Raw genomic sequence first — 19,251 nt, 5'->3', positions numbered from 1 at the left:
CTCCTGGCCGCGTGATGCGACTATCCGTTGTGCGATCGCACCCGCCCGGTCTATGCGGCCCGGGCGGGAGGCCGATCGTTGCGGATTGCGATAGTCGATGAAAGCGCGGGCCGCGCGGCGGTGATCGAGGAAGGGCTGCGCGACGCGGGCCTCAGCGACGTCACGATCTTCGTCGAGCGTCGCGGCATCGCCGCCCGGCTGGAAGCGCTGTCGCCCGATGTCGTGCTCATCAACCTCGCCAATCCGCACCGCGACGAGCTGGAGGAGCTGTTCGCGCTGTCGCGCGCGATGGCACGCCCGGTCGCGATGTTCGTCGATCAGAGCGATACGGCGGGGATCGAGGCGGCGGTCGATGCGGGCGTCTCGGCCTATGTCGTCGATGGTCTCAAGAAGGAGCGCATCCGCCCGATCCTCGAACTCGCGATCCGCCGCTTCCGCGCCTATTCGCGGCTGCGCACCGAACTGGACGAAGCGCGCAGCGCGCTCGCCGAGCGCAAGGCGATCGACCAGGCGAAGGCGTTGCTGATGCGCAAGCGCGGTATCGACGAACCCGCCGCGTACGCCGCGCTGCGCAAGGCGGCGATGGATAGCGGGCGGCGGATCGGCGATGTCGCCGACGCGATCGTCACCGCCGACCGGCTGATGGGGGATTTATGACGCGCACGCCGTTCCGCATCGGTTTCCTGCCGCTGGTCGATGCCGCGCTGCCGATCCTCGCGCGCGAACTCGGCTTCGCCGAGGACGAGGGCATCGATCTGTCGCTGGTCCGCGACCTGAGCTGGGCCACGGTCAACGACCGGCTGCTCTATGGCCATAGCGACGCGGCGCACCTGCTCGCGCCGCTGGCGATCGCGACCACGCTCGGGCTCGGCCGGCCGGCGACGCCGCTGTCGGTGCCGTTCGTGCTCGGGCTCAACGGCAACGCGATCACGCTGCGCCCCGATCTCGCCGCGCAGGTGACGCGGGTGGGCGCACCGGGCGACGTCGCCGCGATCGGCGCGCGGCTGGCGGCGGTCGCGCGCGCTGGCGGGCGGCGGCTGCGCTTCGGCGTGGTCCATCGCTATTCGAGCCATAATTACATGCTGCGCTACTGGCTGATCGGCTGCGGCATCGACCCGGACCGCGATGTCGAGATCGTCACGGTCGCACCGCCGTTCGCGGCCGATGCGCTGGCGGCGGGCGAGATCGACGGCATCTGCGTGGGCGAGCCGTGGAACAGCGTCGCGGTCGATCGCGGCGTCGGCGTGATCGCCGCCGTCACCTCGCAAATCTGGCTGCGCGGCGTCGAGAAGGTGCTGGCGATGCGCACCGCGCGGATGGAGGAAGACCCCGATCTCACCCACCGGCTGCTCCGCGCCCTGTACCGCGCCGGGGTCGCCTTCGTCGATCGCGCGCGCCGCGAGGAGATCGCGGCGATCCTCGCCCGGCCCGACTATCTCGACGGATCGGCGACGTTGATCGGCCACGCCATTTCGGACCGGATCGTGTTCGCGCGCGGCGCCGACCCGGTCGACGTGCCCGATTTCATGTTCCAGCACCGCGAGGCGGCGAACTTCCCCTGGGTCAGCCAGGCGGCGTGGCTCTATGCGCAGATGCGCGTGGCCGGGCATGTGCGCGCGGACGCGGACGACTATCTGACCGCGCAGCGCGTGTTCCGCCCCGATGTGTACCGCGCGGCGCTGCGCCCGCTCGGCGTGCCGCTGCCCGGCGCGAGTTCGAAACTCGAGGGCGGGATCGTCGACGCGCTCGGGGTCGGCACCACGCAGGGGCGGCTGATCCTCGGCGCGGACCGCTTCTTCGATGCGCGCAGCTTCGACCCCGCTGAGCTGGACGCCTATCTGGCGGAGACACCCGTCCCGTAACCGGTACGAAGCAGCTTTCTTTCGCGTCAATCACGCTGCGCCGCAAAAAGCGCTTGCGTGCCGCGCTGATCGCGGGCAATTTCCCCGCATCGCCAATTGGCTGCAACGAGGCAGACGATTCGGCACCACCAACATTCTGGCAAAGCTGCCGTCGCGTCCCGTGAGCATAACGGGCGCCGCGGCGGCTTTTTTGCGTTTGCTCGAAGGGGATCGAGACGATGACGCAAGCACAGGTGCGGTTCGACGCCCGCTATCTCGAAAACAGCCCCGCCCCGGCGGCGGCGACGCAAGCTGCGCCGCTGGGGCATGGTTTCTGGCAAAGCGGCCATCGCCCCACGCTGATCGCCGCGTTCCTGTATTTCGATCTCGCGTTCATGGTCTGGGTACTGCTCGGCCCCCTCGCGCCGATCATCGCCGCCGATCTCGCGCTCAGCCCCGCGCAAAAGGGCCTGATGGTCGCGGTGCCGACGCTGACGGGCGCGGTGCTGCGCCTCGTCAACGGCGTGCTGGTCGATCGGATCGGCCCCAAGACCACCGGTGCGATCGGGCAGATCATCGTCATGTCCGGGCTGGTGAGCGCATGGGCATTCGGCGTCCACAGTTTCGGCGCGACGCTCGCCTTGGGCGTGGTGCTCGGCTTCGCGGGCGCGAGCTTCGCGGTCGCGCTGCCGCTCGCCTCGCGCTGGTATCCGCCCGAACATCAGGGCAAGGCGATGGGGATCGCGGGCATGGGCAATTCGGGCACGGTGTTCGCCGCGCTGTTCGCGCCGCTGCTCGCCAAGGCGTTCGGCTGGAACACGGTGCTCGGGCTGGCGGTGATCCCGCTGGCGATCGTGTTCGTCCTCTACACCGCGCTTGCCAAGGACGCCCCCAACCCGCCCGCGCCCAAGCGCCTGCCGGCGTATCTCGCGGTGCTCAAACAGGCCGACGCATGGTGGTTCATGCTGTTCTACGGGGTGACGTTCGGCGGGTTCGTCGGTCTCGCCGCCAGCCTGCCGATCTATTTCACCGATCGCTTCGCGCTCAGCCCGGTGAGCGCGGGCTATTGCACCGCCGCCTGCGTGTTCATCGGCTCGCTGGTGCGCCCGCTCGGCGGCGCCGTGGCGGACCGGATCGGCGGAATCGCGACGCTGACGCTGGTGTATGCGGTGGCCACCGCCCTGCTCGTGGCGATCAGCACCAATCCCGCCTCGCTGGGCCTCGCGCTCGCGGTGTTCCTGCTGGTGATGGCGACGCTCGGCTTCGGCAACGGCGCGGTGTTCCAGCTCGTGCCGCAGCGCTTCCGCGCCGAGATCGGCGTGATGACCGGGCTCGTCGGCTTCGGCGGCGGGGTGGGCGGCTTCTATCTCGCCTCCTCGCTGGGCTTCGCCCGGCAACTGACCGGCAGCACATCCCCCGGTTTCCTGATCTTCGCGGGGCTCGCGGCGGCCGCGCTGGTCGGGCTGCTGTCGGTCAAGGCGCGCTGGCGCGCGACCTGGGGCGCCGCCCTTGCCGGGGTGCGGATCTGATGAAGGCGATCACAAGGACCATCGACATGACCAAGCCACATCTCATCGTCATCGGCAACGGCATGGCCGGATGCCGCGCGGTCGAGGAAATCCTCGCGCGCGACCCCGCGCGTTACCGCATCACGATCTTCGGCGCCGAGCCGCACGTGAACTACAACCGCATCATGCTCTCGCCGCTGCTGGCGGGCGAAAAGGCGTTCGACGACATCGTCATCAACGATCTCGCCTGGTATGCCGACAACGCCATCGACCTCGTCACGAGCGATCCCGTCGTCGCCATCGACCGCGATATCCAGACCGTCACCGCGCGTTCCGGCCGCGTCGAGCGCTACGACACGCTGATCCTGGCGACCGGCTCGGACCCGTTCATCCTTCCGGTGCCGGGGCACGATCTGGAAGGCGTGGTCAGCTTCCGCGACATGGACGATGTCGGCGCGATGCTGCGCGCGGCCCACGCCGGCGGCGACGCGGTGGTGATCGGCGGCGGGCTGCTCGGGCTGGAGGCCGCGCACGGGCTGTCGCTGCGCGGCATGAAGGTGACGGTGCTGCACATCATGCCCACGTTGATGGAGCGCCAGCTCGACGAGGCCGCCGGCTGGCTGCTCAAGGCCGCGCTCGAAGCGCGCGGGCAGACGATCCTGACCGGGGCCGAAACCGCCGAAATCTACGGCCAGGGCAAGGTCGAGGGCGTACGCCTGAAGGACGGGCGCGAGATTCCCGCCGCGCTGGTGGTGATGGCGGTCGGCATCCGCCCCAACGTCAGGCTCGCGCGCGCCGCCGGCCTCGCGGTCGGGCGCGGCGTGCATGTCGACGATCATCTCGTCACCTCGGACGCGAACATCCTCGCGGTCGGCGAATGCGTCGAGCATGACGGCCTCGTCTACGGCCTCGTCGCGCCGCTCTGGGAGATGTGCCGCAGCCTCGCCGACGCGCTGGTCGGCACACCCTCGGGCTATCGCGGCTCGGTCACCTCGACCAAGCTCAAGGTGTCGGGCATCGACGTGTTCTCGGCCGGGGACTTCTCGGGCGGCGCGGGCTGTGAGGACATCGTGCTGCGCGACGCGTCGCGCGGCGTCTACAAGCGCGTGGTGGTGAAGGGCGACCGCGTGGTCGGCGCGGTGCTCTACGGCGATACGCAGGACGGCGCTTGGTATTTCGACCTGCTCAGGCGCGAGGCCGACGTGACCGAAATCCGCGACGCGCTGATCTTCGGTCAGGCCTTCGCAAACGGAGGAGCGGCATCGGCAAACCCTAACGCCGCGGTCGCGGCGCTGGCGGACGACGCCGAGATCTGCGGCTGCAACGGTGTCAGCAAGGGCAAGGTGATCGGCGCGATCGCCGGCGGCGCGGTGACGCTCGATGCGGTGCGGAGCTGCACAAAGGCATCGGCGTCGTGCGGATCGTGTACTGGCCTCGTCGAGGGGCTGCTCGCGGTCACGCTGGGCGACGCGTTCGACGGCGAGCGCACCGCGCCGACGGTGTGCAAATGCACGAGCTTCACCCATGAGGATGTCCGCCGGCTGATCGTCGAAAAGCGGCTGAAGGCGATCCCGCAGGTGATGCAGGAACTGCACTGGAGCACCCCCGACGGCTGCTCGTCGTGCCGCCCCGCGCTCAATTATTATCTGCTGTGCGCGTGGCCGGGCGAGTTCGTCGACGATAACCAGTCGCGCTTCGTCAACGAACGGCTGCACGCCAACATCCAGAAGGACGGCACCTATTCGGTCGTACCGCGGATGTGGGGCGGCGTGACCACGCCGGCCGAATTGCGCGCGATCGCCGATGTCGCCGAGAAATACGCGGCGCGGATGGTGAAGGTGACGGGCGGGCAGCGGCTCGACATCTTCGGGATCAGGAAGGAGGATCTGCCCGCCGTCTGGGCCGATCTGGGCGCGGCGGGCATGGTCAGCGGCCACGCCTATGCCAAGGCGCTGCGCACGGTGAAGACCTGCGTCGGTTCCGAATGGTGCCGCTTCGGCACGCAGGATTCGACCGGCCTCGGCATCAGGATCGAACAGATGACCTGGGGCAGCTTCATGCCGCACAAGTTCAAGATCGCGGTGTCGGGCTGCCCGCGCAATTGCGCCGAGGCGACGATCAAGGATTTCGGCGTGATCTGCGTCGAGAGCGGTTACGAACTGTCGATCGGCGGCAACGGCGGGATCAAGCTGCGCGGCACCGATTTCCTGTGCAAGGTCGCCACCGAGCGGGAGGCGCTCGACTATTGCGCCGCCTTCATCCAGCTCTACCGCGAGGAAGCGCGCTATCTCGACCGCACCGCGCCGTGGGTCGAACGGGTCGGGCTCGATTACATCAAGCGGCGCATCGTCGAGGATGCGCAAGGCCGCGCGGCGCTCACCGCGCGCTTCCATCAGTCGCAGGCGTTCCTGCAAGACGATCCCTGGGCGAGACGTGCGGCGGGCGAGGACCATAAGCTCCACCAGCACCTCGCCGAAATCCGCCCCGCGCCGCGCACGCTGGAGATGGCATGATGCTCCCCGAATGGCTCGATATCGGCCCGGTCGATCAGCTTCCCGCGCTCGGCGCGCGTACCCTGCCCGTGCGCGGCGGGCGTGAGATCGCGATCTTCCACACCGCCAAGGGCGAAGTCTATGCGCTCGCCAACCAATGCCCGCACAAGGCGGGCCCGCTCAGCCAGGGCATCGTCCACGATACGACGGTGACATGCCCGCTGCACAATTGGCGCATCTCGCTTGTGACGGGCGAGGCGCTCGGCGAGGACAAGGGCTGCGTGCCGGTCATCCCGGTCAAGATCGACGGCGGGCGCATCCTGATCGGGCGCGCCGCCGCGCTGGCCGGGGTGGCGGCGTGACATCGCCCCTCCCGCCTGCGGGAGCGGGGACGGTCAGGACCACCTGCGCCTATTGCGGCGTCGGGTGCGGCGTGCTGGCGACGCCGACGGGGGCGCGCACGGCGACGATCGCCGGCGATCCCGATCACCCCGCCAATGCCGGCAGACTCTGTTCGAAGGGCACGCACCTCGGCGAGACGATCGGGCTCGAAGGCCGGTTGCTGCACCCGATGATCGGGTCGCGGCGGGTGGACTGGGACGTGGCGCTCGATCTCGTCGCCAGCCGCTTCGCCGCGACGATCGCCGAGCACGGCCCCGACAGCGTCGCCTTCTACGCCTCGGGCCAGATGCTGACCGAGGATTATTACGTCGCCAACAAATGGATGAAGGGCTTCGTCGGCACCGCCAACATCGACACCAATTCGCGGCTGTGCATGGCGAGCGCGGTCGCCGCGCACGTCCGCGCGTTCGGTGAGGATGTCGTGCCGTGCGGCTATCACGATCTCGACGCCGCCGACCTGATCGTGCTGGTTGGATCGAACACCGCCTGGTGCCATCCCGTGGTCTGGCAGCGGATCGAGGCCGCGCGCGCGCGCCGTGGCACCAAGCTGGTGGTGATCGACCCACGCCGCACCGAAACCGCCGAACGCGCCGATCTCCATCTCGCGATCGCGCCCGACAGCGACGTCGCGCTGTTCACCGGATTGCTCGCGCACATGCGCACGACCTGGCGGCTCGACGGGCGCGCGTTGGCGGAGCGGGTCGCCGTGCCCGAGGGCTTCTGGAAGAGTCTCCCCACCGGCGACGTCGCGCGCACCTGCGACATCTCGCCCGCCGATCTCCATGCGTTCTACGCTCTGTTCGCCGAGCATCCGCGCACGATCACCCTGTTCAGCCAGGGGGTGAATCAATCGACCAGCGGCACCGACAAGGCGAACGCGATCATCAACCTCCACCTCGCCACCGGCCGGATCGGCAAGTCGGGCGCGGGGCCGTTCAGCATCACCGGACAGCCCAATGCGATGGGCGGCCGCGAAGTCGGTGGGCTCGCCTCGATGCTCGCGGCGCACATGGGGTTTTCGGCGGCCGAACGCGACCGCGCGCGGCGCTTCTGGCGCGCGCCGACGATCTGCCCCGGCCCCGGCCTCAAGGCGGTCGACATGTTCGACGCAATGGCGAAGGGCCGGATCAAGGCGGTGTGGATCATGGCCACCAATCCGGCGGTATCGATGCCCGATGTGCGCATGGCGCGGGTCGCGCTCGCCAATTGTCCGTTCGTGGTCGTGTCCGATTGCATCGCGGACACCGACACGCTGCGGTACGCGCAGGTCAAGCTGCCCGCCCTCGGCTGGGGTGAGAAGGACGGCACCGTCACCAACTCCGAACGCCGCGTGTCGCGCCAGCGCGCGTTCCTCGCCGCGCCCGGCGAGGCGCGCGCCGACTGGTGGGCGGTGGCGGCGGTCGCGCGCCGGATGGGCTTCGCCGGCTTCGATTATGCGAACGCGGCGAGCATCTTCCGTGAATTCGCTGCGCAGACCGAGTTCGAGAATGGCGGCACGCGGCTTCTCGACATTTCCGATCGCGCGGCGATCAGCGACGCGGCCTATGCCGAAATGGCGCCCTTCCAATGGGGCGGCGCCTCACCGTTCGCCACACGCGCCTTCGCGACGCCCGACGGGCGGGCGCGGCTCGTGCCGGTCATGCATGTGCCGCGCGACGACGCCACGCGCGGCTATCCGCTACGGCTCAACACCGGCCGCTACCGCGACCAATGGCACACGATGACGCGCACCGGGCTCTCGGCCAGGCTGTCGCAGCACCGCCGCGAGCCGCTGGTCGAGGTCCATCCCGACACCGCGCGGCGGCTCGGCCTCGGCGACGGCGGGCTGGCGCGGGTCGAGACGCCGCACGGCGCGAGCATCTTCCGTGTCGCCGCCACCACCGACCAGCGCCGCCACGAGCTGTTCGTACCGATCCACTGGAGCGACCAGACCAGCGCGGGCGGGCGCGCCGGGCTGCTGCCCGGCGCGAACCGCGATCCGCATTCCGGCCAGCCCGGCTTCAAGAACACGCCCGCGCGGGCGCGCGCCTATCGGCCGGGCTGGACCGGCTTCCTGATCGCGCGCGAACGCACCGCGCCGCCCGACTGCACCTATTGGACACGGGTGCGCGCCGCGCATGGCTGGCTGACCGAACTGGCCGGCGACGGCGATCCCGCCGCGCTCACCGGCCTGCTGCCGCCGGGCGAACGCGCCGAGATGATCGACGCGCGCCGCGGCGTGATCCGCGCCGCGGTGGTCGCGGAGGGGTGTTTGCAGGCCGCCTTGTTCATCGCGCGCGGCACCGGCCTGCCGGCCCGCGAGTGGCTGCTCGCGCGGCTCGGCGCCGTCGACGCGACCGCGTTCGAAATCCTCGCCGGCCGGCCGGTGGCGCCCGCGCCCGATCGCGGCGCGATCGTCTGCGCGTGTTTCGATGTCGGGCTCAACACCCTGCTCACGGCAATCACGGAGCGCCGGCTGGTCAGCGTCGAGGCGGTCGGCGCCGCGATCAACGCCGGCACCAACTGCGGGTCGTGCCGTCCCGCCATCGCCAAATTGCTCCCCAAACAGGAGGCCGCTTATGTCTGAACCGATCGCCCCCGGCGAGGTCTGGCTGGTCGGTGCCGGCCCCGGCGATCCCGACCTGCTCACCCGCAAGGCCGAACGCCTGATCCGCGCCGCCGACATCGTCTTCCATGATGCGCTGGTCGGGCCGGGCGTGCTCGCGCTGATCCACCCGCATGCCGAGCGGGTTTCGGTCGGCAAGCGCTCGGGCCGGCATTCCCGGACGCAGGCGGCGATCGATGCGTTGCTCGTCCAGGCGGCACGGGCGGGTAAGCGCGTGGTGCGCCTCAAGGGCGGCGATCCCTCGATCTTCGGCCGCTCGACCGAGGAGATCGCCGCGCTGAGCGACCACGGCATCCGCGTGCGGATCTGCCCCGGAATCACCGCCGCCAGCGCGGCGGCGGCCCACGCCGGCGTCTCGCTGACGTTGCGCGGCACGGCGCGCCAGTTGCGCTTCGTCACCGCGCACGCGCGCGCCGGCGAAACGCTCGACCTCGATTGGGCCGCGCTCGCCGATCCGGGCGCGACACTGGCATTCTACATGGGGCGCGCCGCCGCGCCCGACATATGCCAGCGGTTGATCGCGCATGGCCTCGCCCCTACCACGCCGGCGCTGATCGCGAGCGACGTCAGCCTCGCATCGGAATGCCTCGTCCATACCCGCCTCGACCTGCTCGCGCTGGCGATCGACCGGACGCCGGGGGCGGCGCCCGCGCTGATCCTGATCGGCGAGGCGATGCGCGCACCGCCGGCGACCGCCGTCACCGAGGCGCTAGAGACCGTCGCACGGCGCGAGTGATCGCCCGCGCACCGATGTTCCGCGCCTTCTACGGAAAGGATTCCGGGCAGACGCCCACCACCGTTTCCTTCAACGGCGCCCGGACCGGCGTGCTGACACACAAGCGCTATGACGGTACGCTCGCGCTCGAAGCCTACGGAGCGGAGATCGTGAAGTGATCGCGCACACCAGGACAGCGGAGATACGCATGAACGAGCACTCACGATGGAGGTGCGGCTTCGCGCGGGCGGCGTCGGGATCGGCGGCGCTTTGCCTATTGAGCGCGGTCTCGAGCGCGTCTGCGCAATCCGCCACGCCGGTGCCGCGGATCGAGAGCCACGACGGCCACCATGCGTTGATCGTGGACGGTGCGCCGTTCTTCATGCTTGGCGCGCAGGTGAACAATTCGAGCAACTACCCGGCGCCGCTCGCGACCGCCTGGCCGGTGCTCGATCGGATCGGTGCGAACACCGTCGAGGTGCCGATCGCCTGGGAGCAGATCGAACCGAACGAGGGACAGTTCGATTTCACCTTCCTGCAAACCTTGCTCGATCAGGCGCGTGTGCATCATAAACGGGTCGTGCTGCTGTGGTTCGGCACATGGAAGAACACCTCTTACTCGTACACGCCGGCCTGGGTGAAGCTCGACAATCGCCGCTTCCCGCGCATGCGGACCAAGGACGGCCGCGATCATGGCGTGCTGAGCGCGCACGGGGACGCGACGCTCGCGGCGGACAAGCGCGCGTTCGTGCAGATGATGACGTACCTGCGCGACCATGACCCGCAGAATACCGTCATCATGGTGCAGGTTGAAAACGAGACGGGCAGCTACAAGAACCCGCGCGATTTCTCGGCCGTAGCGAACGGCCTGTTCGCCAGGCCGATCCCCGACACGCTCGCCAAGGTCATGAAGAAGCGCGGCACATGGAGCGAGGCGTTCGGCGCACAGGCCGATCGCGCCTTCAACACATGGTATGTCGCCGCCTATGTCAACGCCATCGCCGCGGCGGGCAAGGCGATCAAGCCGCTGCCGATGTACGTCAACGCCGCTCTCGCCGGCCCGTCCAACGTGCCCGATCCTTATGGTGTCTCCAGCGGCGGACCCCAGCAGGACGTCCTCGATATCTGGAAGGCAGCCGCGCCCGCGGTCGATCTCCAGGCACCGGACATCTATGACAAGACCAGCGCGAACGTCATGCAATATCTCGACAAATATGCGCGGCCCGATAACGCGCTGATGGTGCCGGAAATGGGCAATACGCGCGACTTCGCGCGCTTTTTCTGGCCGGTGGTCGGGCGCGGTGCAATTGGCTTCTCGCCGTTCGGCATGGACGCGACCGGCTACGCCAATTATCCGCTGGGCGCGAAGGATCTTTCGCCAACGACACTCGACGCGTTCGCACTCCCCTATGCGGCAGTCGGCTCGATGATGCGCGACTGGGCTCGGATTGCCTACGAGAAGCCTACCTGGGGCGTGGCCAAGCCCGACGACGGCGCCGCCCAGTCGACGCGCATGGGGGATTGGACGATCACCGCCGCCTGGGGCGAGTGGCAATTCGGCATGCGAGACTGGGCGTGGTTGAAGGGCGACGCGCCCCCCTGGGCTAGCGAACCTGTCGGCGGCGTTGCCGTCGCGCAGCTTTCAGCCGACGAGTTTCTCGTGATGGGCGACCATGTTCGGGTCTCCTTTGCACCCGCGCCAGGCTCACCGGCTAACGGCATATTGGTGCGGGTCGAAGAAGGCCGTTTTGAAAACGGTCGATGGCTGATGAGCCGAATCTGGAACGGCGACCAGACGGATTATGGCTTAAACTTTGTGAACCAACCAAACGTTCTTAAAGTGACGATGGGACATTATCGTTGAAGGATGGCCTGACAACCATTCGCCCCGCGCGCAGCCAGACCGCCGACGTTGATGATCCGCTCCAGCCGTTCGCGACCAGATGCGGCGGCGCCGTCGCCGCGACGAGGTGATCGACCGCTGCATCGTCGCGCGTATCGGCGGCCTCGGCATGGACCTCGCCGCCGGCGACGAGCGCGCGCTTGCTGATGAGTCTCAGATCCATCGCACCGCCCTTCCCGTGTTCGACAGCGCCGCAGATACGGATAATCGCAGGTCTAGTTCATGAAGAATAATCAAAGATGCATGACGAATACTGATAGGATCATATTGCGATAAACAATAGGAATCCCGAGGCTTCTCATTCGCCATCACGCCTACGTGCCTTCTATCAGAATGCACCCGATTTCGGGAACGATAGAAAGAGGTGCCTCATGTCCACCGCATTTGCGCAAGTGCTCGGCTCAGACAGCAAAATCGAGATTCGCCCGCTTCAACCCACCATCGGCGCGGAAATCGGTAATATCGATCTCGGCCAGCAGCTCTCGCCTGCCGATCGCGATGCGATCCGCGCCGCCGTGCTCAAATACAAGGTCGTCTTCTTCCGCGACCAGACGATCGACAATGCCCAGCACGCCGCCTTCGCGCGCGAATTCGGCCCGCTCTACGTCCATCCGTCCAACAAGCATGACGACAAGATCGCGCCGCTCCACAAGATTTCCGCCGAAGACGCGGCGCGCTACGAGGATCGGGTGCGCAAATATGTCGCGCCGGGCGACGCATATCACAGCGATACGAGTTGGCGGCTGGTGCCGACCTGGGGCGCGGTGTTGCGCGCGGTGAACCTGCCGCCGGTCGGCGGGGACACGATCTGGGTGGATGCCAACCTCGCCTATGAAGGGCTTTCGGACGAGGTGAAGGCCCGGCTCGAAGGGCGCTATGTCACGCACGATTTCCTCGGCGCGCTCAACGGATCGGGGCATGACTATCCGATCGTCTCGCATCCGGTGGTGCGCACCCACCGCGAGACCGGGCAGAAAATCCTGTGGGTCAACTTCACGCAGAAATCCCAGATCCTCGGGCTGGAGCTGGCCGAGAGCCGCGCGCTGCTCGACGAGGTGCTGCGCCAGTACAAGCGGCCCGAATTCCAGGTACGCTTTTCGTGGCGGCCCGGCTCGGTCGCGTTCTGGGACAATCGCGGCGCCGTTCATTATGCGGTCAAGAATTACGGCGACTTTCCACGCGTGCTCGAACGCATCCTGATCGCCGACGAGCCGCTCTACGCCGATCTCTGAAGTCTTCCGACCCAAAAACTCTCAGCCCGCGGCGCCCCGCGGGCTTCTTCTTTGTGCGGAACGGACGTATCTGCAAATGTCATATGTAGTTTTCCGTCGCTCATTATAACAACTCTATGCGTGAGTTGAGAAAACCCGCTTTGTGCGCACCGCATTTGTCGTGAACGTTGCGCCGAGTTCACAAAGGGGTTTTCAATGCGGTCACGGCGTTTCACCTTCCTGTTCCTTGCGGGTGTCAGCGGCCTGGCCACGGCTGCGCACGCTGCCGATGCGCCTGCCGCGGCCGCCGTCGAGTCCCCGGCGGCGGAACCGGAAGAAATCACCGTCACCGCACGCCACCGCGTCGAGAAGGCGCAGGACGTACCGATCGCGATCACCGCGCTGTCCGCCCGCGATCTCGCCGCGACCGGCAATTTCTCGATCCGCGCGATCCAGCAGCAGGTGCCGAGCCTCCAGATCCTCGGCTTCAATCCCCGCAACATCACGATCCAGATCCGCGGACTCGGCACGACGGCGGGCACGGTCAACAGCGGCATCGAGCCGGGCGTCGGCGTCTATGTGAACGGGGTCTATAACGCCCGTCCATCGATCGCGGTGTTCGACGTGTTCGATGTCGCCAGCATCGACGTGCTGCGCGGGCCGCAGGGCACGTTGTTCGGCAAGAACAGCGTGGCGGGCGTGATCGACGTCCACACCAACCCCGCCTCCTACACGCCCGAGATCAGCGGCGAGGCGAGCTACGGCAATTACAATTTCTCGCAGTTCAAAATCGCCGCCTCCGCCCCGCTCGGCGACAGCGGCTTCGCGGTACGGGTCGCCGGGATGAAGAGTGACCGCGACGGCTGGATCTACAACACCCGCTTCAAACAGGGTTGGCAGGATTATCACAACCAGGCGGTGCGCGGCGAACTCGACTATCGCAACAGCGACGAAAGCTTAACCGCACGGCTGATCGGCGATTATAACGATCAGCACGAATATTCCGGCTTCGCGCTCACACGCGGCGTGCTGCCCAAGACCCGCGCCGACGGCAGCGTCGCCACGACGCGCGATTTCTATGCGCGCGCCGCCGATGCCGGCTACACGCCGCTGCCGATCGATCCGTCCGCGCACCGGACCGATCTCAACACACCCTTCACCGTGGTCATGAACACCGGCGGCGTCTCGCTCGAACTCGACAAGAAAGTGCTTGGCGGGCACACACTAACGTCGATCACCGGCTGGCGGTTCTGGAACTGGAACCCGTCGCTTGATGGCGACCGGATCGGTGCCGCAGTCAACACCGCGAGCAATCTGCCAACCTACCAGCGCCAGTGGAGCGAGGAACTGCGCATCGCCTCGCCGAGCGGAGGGGCAGTCGAATATACCGCCGGCGTCTATTATTTCTGGCAGAGCAACCGCGAAAATCCGTTCAACACCTATGGCGCGGACGCCGCGAAATATCTGCTCGGCGCCGCCTATCCCTCAGAGGCGCTGAACAACGTCAGCCAGACCGGGCTGCAACTCGCCCACACGGCCAGCTATTCCGGCTTCGCCAACGCGACCTGGCACGTGACCGACCGGCTCGCAATCACGGCGGGCGCGCGCTACACCTACGAGAAGCGGACCGGCTCCTATTCGAGCTACCAGATTGGCGGCACACCGCTCACCGATCCGGTGTTCGCACGGCTGACGGCGACGCAGCTTTCCACCATTGCCGCGCGCCGCGCCAGCTTCGCGCCGACCGCATCCTATGACGTGTCCGCCAAGGCCGGCCGCGTCTCCGGAACCGTCAACGCGCTCTACAAGTTGACCGACGAGGTGAACGTATATGCCGGCTATTCGCGCGGCTTCAAATCGGCGGGCATCAACCTCGTCACGCCGGTGCAACTCGCCAACGGCCCCGCCCCGCAGACCTTCCGGCCCGAGACGGTCGACGCCTATGAGATCGGCCTCAAGAGCGAGTTGATCCACAACCGGCTGACGCTCAACCTCGCGCTGTTCCGCTCCGACGATTACGATTATCAGGCCAACCAGTCGGTGCTGGTCGCCACCGCGACCGGGCCGATCATGCGCAGCTACATCACCAATGCCGGGCAGGTGCGGACGCAGGGCATCGAGGCGGACCTGCGCGCCACCCCGATCGACGGGCTGACAGTGAGCGGCGGCGCAACCTATGACGACGCGACATTCGTCCGCTACGTCAATGGCCAATGCCCCTATCTCGAGGTGACGGCCGCGAACGGCGGCGTGTGCGATCTGTCGGGCCGACCGCTGACTGGAGTCTCCAAGTTCGTGTTCAACGTCTCGGCCGAATATGCGCGGCCGGTCGGCACACTGTTCGGCGGCAGCACGGTCGCCTATATCGGCGGCGATTACAGCCATCGCAGCAGCGCCTATGGCACGCTCAACGACGATCCGTACGGCCGTATCCCTGGCTACGGCCTCACCGGATTGCATCTCGGCATCCGCGACGAAGGCGGCAAATGGGATCTGAAAGTCTGGGCACGCAACCTGTTCGACACGCTGTATTACGTCAACACCTCGGTCGATAGCGCCACCACCTACAGCTATGCCGGGTCGCTCGGCGAACCGCGCTTCTTCGGCGGCTCGCTCGCTTTCAAGCTTTGAGGAGACAGTCGATGGCATCCTCCCGCAAGCTGTGGACGGCGGGTGCCGTCGCCCTGCTGGTGATCGCGCTCGCCGCGATCCTATGGCTGCCACGCCCACACGGCGCCGCGCCGGCCGATGCGCTCGTCCTCAAGGTGGGTGACCAAAACTGCAACGCGCAGGCGCTGCTCGAGGCGGCGGGCGAGCTGAACCATGTTCCCTACCGGATCGAATTTGCGCTGTTTCCGGCCGCCTCGCCGCTGCTGCAGGCGCTGGGCGCGAATGCGATCGACATCGGCGGCGTCGGTGGCGCGCCGTTCGCCTTCGCCTATGCGAGCGGCCAGCCGATCAAGGCGGTCTATGCCTATCAGGTCGATGCGGACAAAGCCGGGAGCGCCTCCGCAATCATTGTGCGGGCGGGCTCGCCGTTGCGGCGCGTGGCGGATCTGAAGGGCCGGAAGATCGCCACGGTGCGCGGTTCGGCCGGGCAAGACCTCGCGCTCCGGCTGATCGAGCGCGCCGGTCTGAGTGCCAAGGACGTGCAGTGGGTCTATCTCGACAACGGCCAGGCCAAGGCAGCGCTGGCCTCGGGCGTCATCGACGCCTGGTCGACCTGGGGCAGCTATGTCGGCATCGCGACGCTCGAAGATCACGACCGCGTGCTCGCCGATGGGCGCGGCATCACGCCCGGCACCGGCTTCTACGCCGCGAGCGACACGGCGATCACGGGCAAGCGCGCGCAGATCGCCGATTTCCTGACACGGCTGGAACGCGCGAGACGCTGGGCGCACAGCCATCAGCGCGACTATGCCAAAGCACTCGCCAAGGACACCGGCATTTCGGTGCCGGTCGCGCTGGTCGCGCTGGAGGCCAATCTCGGCCACGGCGTGCCGATCACCCCGGCCCTCGTCGCCGAACAACGCGCGATCTTCGAACGCTACCGCGCCGCCGGCATCATCCCCTCCGTACCCGAGGTGGCGGGCGGGTACGACGCCTCGTTCGACGGCGTACCGACGCACAAATAAGCCACAGCGACCGGCTTGCGCGGTTGGCGCTGTCGGGCGTCAACGTGATCGTGCTGCTCGCGCTCACCGACACCGGCGGGCCCTCCTACGATCCCAATCTCTCGGCGCAGCTCGCAACGTTCGGCATACCCCTTTCCGCCTGCACGCCCGATCAATTCCCCGAATTGATGGCGACCGCACTTCGCCGCGAGGACGTGCATGGCTGGACTGTGGATCGTGATATCAAGATGGTCCGTTCGGACGAATGACTGCGCGTGGGGAGCGGAATAAGAGCGATGATCGCTACGACCAAGCCCCATTCCCGGCCTCTAGCACCGTCCCGGCCGCCGCCCGCAGACGGGACAGGTGTTCGGGGTCCAAAGGGGCGTCAAAAAACGGCGGAGGTCAACGGCGCCGGTCAGACTCAGGACTTTCGCCGCAGTCACGCGTTGAAATCGCGAGCCATGCCGATCAATGCCTTGAACGCGGCGGAAGGATTGCGCCTGCTCGGATAGTAGAGGCTCAGCGGCGCCAGTGGCGGCGTCCAGTCCTGAAGAACGCGGACAAGTCGTCCTGCTTCGATGTCTTCGCGCACGTCGGATGCCATGAAATATCCGATGCCGAGGTGATCCAGCACTGCGATCCGAGCGAGGCTCGCTTCGTCGAGCGTGATCGGTCCATCGACATCGATATGGAGCGGCTCTCCGTCTTTTTGGAACTGCCATCGGTGAAGCGCGCCGTTCGGCAGCCGAATGCGCAGGCAAGCATGCCGCATCAGGTCGGGGGGCACGCGGGGCTCGCCATTGGCTTCGAAGTAGGTCGGCGATCCGACCACGGCGAAGCTGCGTGGCGGGCCGACCGCGATGGCGATCATGTCACTCGGCACGAGGTCCGCGCTTCTGAGACCAAGGTCGAATCCGGCGTCGACGATGTCCACGATCCGCCCCTCGGTGACCAGATCGATATGCACCTGAGGATAGCGTCGCAGGAATTTGAGCAGAAGCGGACGCAGAACCTCGCGCGCCCCCGCCGCGAACGCGTTGATGCGAAGCGTGCCCGACGGCGTCTCCACCTGCGAACGGGCGACGCTCATCGCGTCGTGCAGCGTCCTTACCGCGGGCCTGATCTGTTCGACGAAGGTTTGTCCTGCATCCGTGAGCGAGACGCTGCGGGTCGTGCGATTGAACAGCCGGACACCGACCCGCCGCTCGAGCTTGCCGATCAGGTTGCTCAGGGCCGTTGCCGATATTCCGAGTTCCAGCGCGGCCGCGCGGAACGATCCCCGCCGGGCGATCGCGAGAACCGCGTCGAACTCGCTCAGACCGTCCCCGGCCATTATCCCGCTTTCCGCAACGTCAGATGCCGTTCTGTGTCGATTATCATCGACAATCATATCGCTAGATTGATCTCGTCCCGTCAAGGAGCCGAGCAATGACGATCGAACTTCCCAAACCTATCGCCGATTATGTCGCGGCGAACGCCCGTCTCGATGTGGACGGAATGATCCAACCCTTCGCTCCCGACGCTGTCGTCATCGACGCCGGCCTGGGCAAGCGATTCGAGGGGCAACGTGAACTGCGCACGCTGTTCGAGGACGAGGTTGTTCCGGTAAAGGCGATCTTCACGCCGGAAACGGCTCGCCATGAAGACGGCAAGGTGGTGATCGAGGGGCCGGCGCATGGCGACTTCAAGGGTAGCCCCATCCGGTTCACCTACAGCTTCACGCTCCAGAACGATGCGATCAAGGCGTTGGAGATTACGCTGTGAGCGCCGCGATCGATACGAAGGAATTCGCAGGCAAGCGGGTGCTCGTCAGCGGGGGTACCAAGGGATTGGGCCGGGCGACCGTCATGCGCTTCCTCCAAGGAGGAGCGCAGGTCATTACCGCCGCCCGGGGCGATGCCGATCCGATCGCGGGCGCCATCTTCGTCCGGGCCGATTTGACGACCGCCGAGGGCAGTGAGACACTCGCCAATGCGGCACGCGACAGGATGGGCGGGATCGACATTCTGGCGCATGTGGTCGGCGGCTCGGCGTCGCCCGGTGGCGGCTTCGTGGCGCTGACCGACGAGCATTGGCTCGCCGAATTGAACCTGAACCTGCTGGCCGCGGTCCGCCTCGATCGCCTGCTCGTGCCGCACATGATCGATCGGGGCGCCGGTGCGGTGGTGCACGTCACCTCGATCCAGTCGATCCTGCCGCTGCCGGAGTCGACCACCGCCTACGCCGCCGCCAAGGCCGCGCTCAGAACCTACAGCAAGTCCATCTCCAAGGAGCTCGGGCCGAAGGGCGTGCGGGTGAACGCCGTCTCGCCCGGCTGGATCATGACCGAGTCCACCGCCGAGTTTCTCGAGCGCCTACGGGCCGCCAATGGCGGCACGATCGAGGAAGCGCGGCAACGGGTGCTCGATGGTCTCGGCGGCATCCCGATCGGACGTGCGGCCGAGCCTCACGAGGTCGCCGATCTCATCGCGTATCTGGCCTCGGATCGCGCCGCAGCGATCCATGGTGCCGAGTTCATCATTGATGGCGGCACCGTCCGAACCGTTTGAAGCCCCAGCCCGGAGTGGATGCGCGCCGAGACGCGGTGCCATCCATCCGGGCCGTGAGACCGCAAGAGCGGAATTGAACCCGTCGAGCGTGGCAAGGCTGGGGCGGTTCAGATCGATCGGCTTGGGGGTCGGGCGCTGCGCGGCCGGGAGAACCCGTATCGAGGCCGAACCGCTGGCTGCAAACGGCATCCGGCCGGCGACAGCGAATAGACATGGTGGCATCCAGCGACATTTCGCCGGACTTGGGAGGTTGCCCAGAGGCACAAGGCAGGGAGAAAACGCACAAAAAAACCGCCCTGAGGTATCTCGGGCGGTTGCGGGCGTGTGGTGATTGGTTGCGGGGACAGGATTTGAACCTGTGACCTTCAGGTTATGAGCCTGACGAGCTACCGGGCTGCTCCACCCCGC

17 protein-coding genes are annotated in these 19,251 nt (G+C 67.2%); 15 read left to right on the top strand and 2 right to left on the bottom strand.

Annotation, left to right across the window (positions count from 1 at the left end):
- The first annotated feature begins 78 nt into the window (after window positions 1-78).
- The 9 genes from PX554_RS15920 to PX554_RS15880 all read left to right on the top strand — a co-directional run bounded on the left by PX554_RS15920 (window position 79) and on the right by PX554_RS15880 (window position 11,427).
- On the top strand, window positions 79-657 hold the full coding sequence (locus PX554_RS15920; protein ID WP_093226427.1) for an ANTAR domain-containing response regulator: 579 nt from the start codon (window positions 79-81) through the stop codon (window positions 655-657).
- Window positions 654-1,862 (top strand): ABC transporter substrate-binding protein, encoded by a 1,209-nt coding sequence (locus tag PX554_RS15915; protein WP_275503354.1) that lies wholly within the window; start codon window positions 654-656, stop codon window positions 1,860-1,862. Before PX554_RS15920 ends, PX554_RS15915 begins: the two co-directional genes overlap by 4 nt.
- Window positions 1,863-2,080: 218 nt before the next feature.
- A complete protein-coding gene (locus tag PX554_RS15910) occupies window positions 2,081-3,370 on the top strand; it encodes a nitrate/nitrite transporter (RefSeq protein WP_275503351.1) in 1,290 nt (429 codons plus the stop codon).
- A 26-nt stretch (window positions 3,371-3,396) separates the two neighbouring features.
- Entirely contained in the window at window positions 3,397-5,862 is a 2,466-nt protein-coding gene (gene nirB, locus PX554_RS15905; protein ID WP_275503349.1) for a nitrite reductase large subunit NirB, read from the top strand.
- The gene (gene nirD / locus PX554_RS15900; RefSeq protein WP_093226453.1) at window positions 5,862-6,203 is read left to right on the top strand and encodes a nitrite reductase small subunit NirD; all 342 of its coding nucleotides are present in this window, start codon (window positions 5,862-5,864) and stop codon (window positions 6,201-6,203) included. The genes nirB and nirD overlap by 1 nt, the downstream gene beginning before the upstream one ends.
- Window positions 6,200-8,809 (top strand): molybdopterin-dependent oxidoreductase, encoded by a 2,610-nt coding sequence (locus PX554_RS15895; protein ID WP_275503348.1) that lies wholly within the window; start codon window positions 6,200-6,202, stop codon window positions 8,807-8,809. Before nirD ends, PX554_RS15895 begins: the two co-directional genes overlap by 4 nt.
- Window positions 8,802-9,584, top strand: coding sequence for a uroporphyrinogen-III C-methyltransferase (gene cobA, locus PX554_RS15890; protein ID WP_275503346.1), 783 nt, complete (start codon window positions 8,802-8,804; stop codon window positions 9,582-9,584). The genes PX554_RS15895 and cobA overlap by 8 nt, the downstream gene beginning before the upstream one ends.
- Entirely contained in the window at window positions 9,581-9,742 is a 162-nt protein-coding gene (locus PX554_RS15885) for a hypothetical protein (protein ID WP_275503344.1), read from the top strand. Before cobA ends, PX554_RS15885 begins: the two co-directional genes overlap by 4 nt.
- Before the next feature lie 29 nt (window positions 9,743-9,771).
- Entirely contained in the window at window positions 9,772-11,427 is a 1,656-nt protein-coding gene (locus tag PX554_RS15880) for a DUF5597 domain-containing protein (protein WP_275503343.1), read from the top strand.
- Here the strand turns inward: PX554_RS15880 and PX554_RS15875 are convergent.
- A complete protein-coding gene (locus PX554_RS15875) occupies window positions 11,399-11,629 on the bottom strand; it encodes a hypothetical protein (RefSeq protein ID WP_275503341.1) in 231 nt (76 codons plus the stop codon). The genes PX554_RS15880 and PX554_RS15875 overlap by 29 nt on opposite strands.
- A gap of 208 nt (window positions 11,630-11,837) precedes the next feature.
- Here PX554_RS15875 and PX554_RS15870 point away from each other — a divergent pair, with 208 nt between their 5' ends.
- The 4 genes from PX554_RS15870 (at window position 11,838) to PX554_RS15855 (ending at window position 16,560) form a co-directional block, all read left to right on the top strand.
- Window positions 11,838-12,698, top strand: coding sequence for a TauD/TfdA dioxygenase family protein (locus tag PX554_RS15870; protein ID WP_275503340.1), 861 nt, complete (start codon window positions 11,838-11,840; stop codon window positions 12,696-12,698).
- Window positions 12,699-12,893: 195 nt separating this feature from the next.
- On the top strand, window positions 12,894-15,308 hold the full coding sequence (locus tag PX554_RS15865) for a TonB-dependent receptor (protein WP_275503338.1): 2,415 nt from the start codon (window positions 12,894-12,896) through the stop codon (window positions 15,306-15,308).
- 11 nt (window positions 15,309-15,319) lie between these two features.
- Window positions 15,320-16,312, top strand: a complete 993-nt coding sequence (locus tag PX554_RS15860) for an ABC transporter substrate-binding protein (protein WP_275503336.1) — start codon at window positions 15,320-15,322, stop codon at window positions 16,310-16,312.
- A gap of 23 nt (window positions 16,313-16,335) precedes the next feature.
- Window positions 16,336-16,560, top strand: coding sequence for a hypothetical protein (locus tag PX554_RS15855; RefSeq protein WP_275503335.1), 225 nt, complete (start codon window positions 16,336-16,338; stop codon window positions 16,558-16,560).
- A gap of 173 nt (window positions 16,561-16,733) precedes the next feature.
- On the opposite strand, the gene PX554_RS15850 is transcribed toward PX554_RS15855, so the two are convergent.
- Complete coding sequence (locus tag PX554_RS15850) at window positions 16,734-17,627, bottom strand: LysR family transcriptional regulator (RefSeq protein ID WP_275503334.1); 894 nt, start codon at window positions 17,625-17,627, stop codon at window positions 16,734-16,736.
- 95 nt (window positions 17,628-17,722) lie between these two features.
- On the opposite strand from PX554_RS15850, the gene PX554_RS15845 reads away from it, so the two are divergent.
- Window positions 17,723-18,058, top strand: coding sequence for a nuclear transport factor 2 family protein (locus tag PX554_RS15845; RefSeq protein WP_093226445.1), 336 nt, complete (start codon window positions 17,723-17,725; stop codon window positions 18,056-18,058).
- Entirely contained in the window at window positions 18,055-18,843 is a 789-nt protein-coding gene (locus PX554_RS15840; RefSeq protein WP_275503330.1) for an SDR family oxidoreductase, read from the top strand. Before PX554_RS15845 ends, PX554_RS15840 begins: the two co-directional genes overlap by 4 nt.
- Window positions 18,844-19,251: the final 408 nt, after the last annotated feature.

Source organism: Sphingomonas pollutisoli (assembly GCF_029167165.1).
Lineage (GTDB): Bacteria > Pseudomonadota > Alphaproteobacteria > Sphingomonadales > Sphingomonadaceae > Sphingomonas > Sphingomonas pollutisoli.
The sequence above is the reverse complement of the archived record's forward strand: the minus strand, read 5'-3'. Positions and strand labels throughout refer to the sequence as shown.

Coding starts and splice junctions, on each gene's coding strand:
- PX554_RS15915 (WP_275503354.1), top strand. CDS start 654: ATGACGCGCACGCCGTTCCGCATCGGTTTCCTGCCGCTGGTCGATGCC.
- PX554_RS15910 (WP_275503351.1), top strand. CDS start 2,081: ATGACGCAAGCACAGGTGCGGTTCGACGCCCGCTATCTCGAAAACAGC.
- nirB (WP_275503349.1), top strand. CDS start 3,397: ATGACCAAGCCACATCTCATCGTCATCGGCAACGGCATGGCCGGATGC.
- nirD (WP_093226453.1), top strand. CDS start 5,862: ATGCTCCCCGAATGGCTCGATATCGGCCCGGTCGATCAGCTTCCCGCG.
- cobA (WP_275503346.1), top strand. CDS start 8,802: ATGTCTGAACCGATCGCCCCCGGCGAGGTCTGGCTGGTCGGTGCCGGC.
- PX554_RS15880 (WP_275503343.1), top strand. CDS start 9,772: ATGAACGAGCACTCACGATGGAGGTGCGGCTTCGCGCGGGCGGCGTCG.
- PX554_RS15875 (WP_275503341.1), bottom strand. CDS start 11,629: ATGGATCTGAGACTCATCAGCAAGCGCGCGCTCGTCGCCGGCGGCGAG.
- PX554_RS15870 (WP_275503340.1), top strand. CDS start 11,838: ATGTCCACCGCATTTGCGCAAGTGCTCGGCTCAGACAGCAAAATCGAG.
- PX554_RS15865 (WP_275503338.1), top strand. CDS start 12,894: ATGCGGTCACGGCGTTTCACCTTCCTGTTCCTTGCGGGTGTCAGCGGC.
- PX554_RS15860 (WP_275503336.1), top strand. CDS start 15,320: ATGGCATCCTCCCGCAAGCTGTGGACGGCGGGTGCCGTCGCCCTGCTG.
- PX554_RS15850 (WP_275503334.1), bottom strand. CDS start 17,627: ATGGCCGGGGACGGTCTGAGCGAGTTCGACGCGGTTCTCGCGATCGCC.
- PX554_RS15845 (WP_093226445.1), top strand. CDS start 17,723: ATGACGATCGAACTTCCCAAACCTATCGCCGATTATGTCGCGGCGAAC.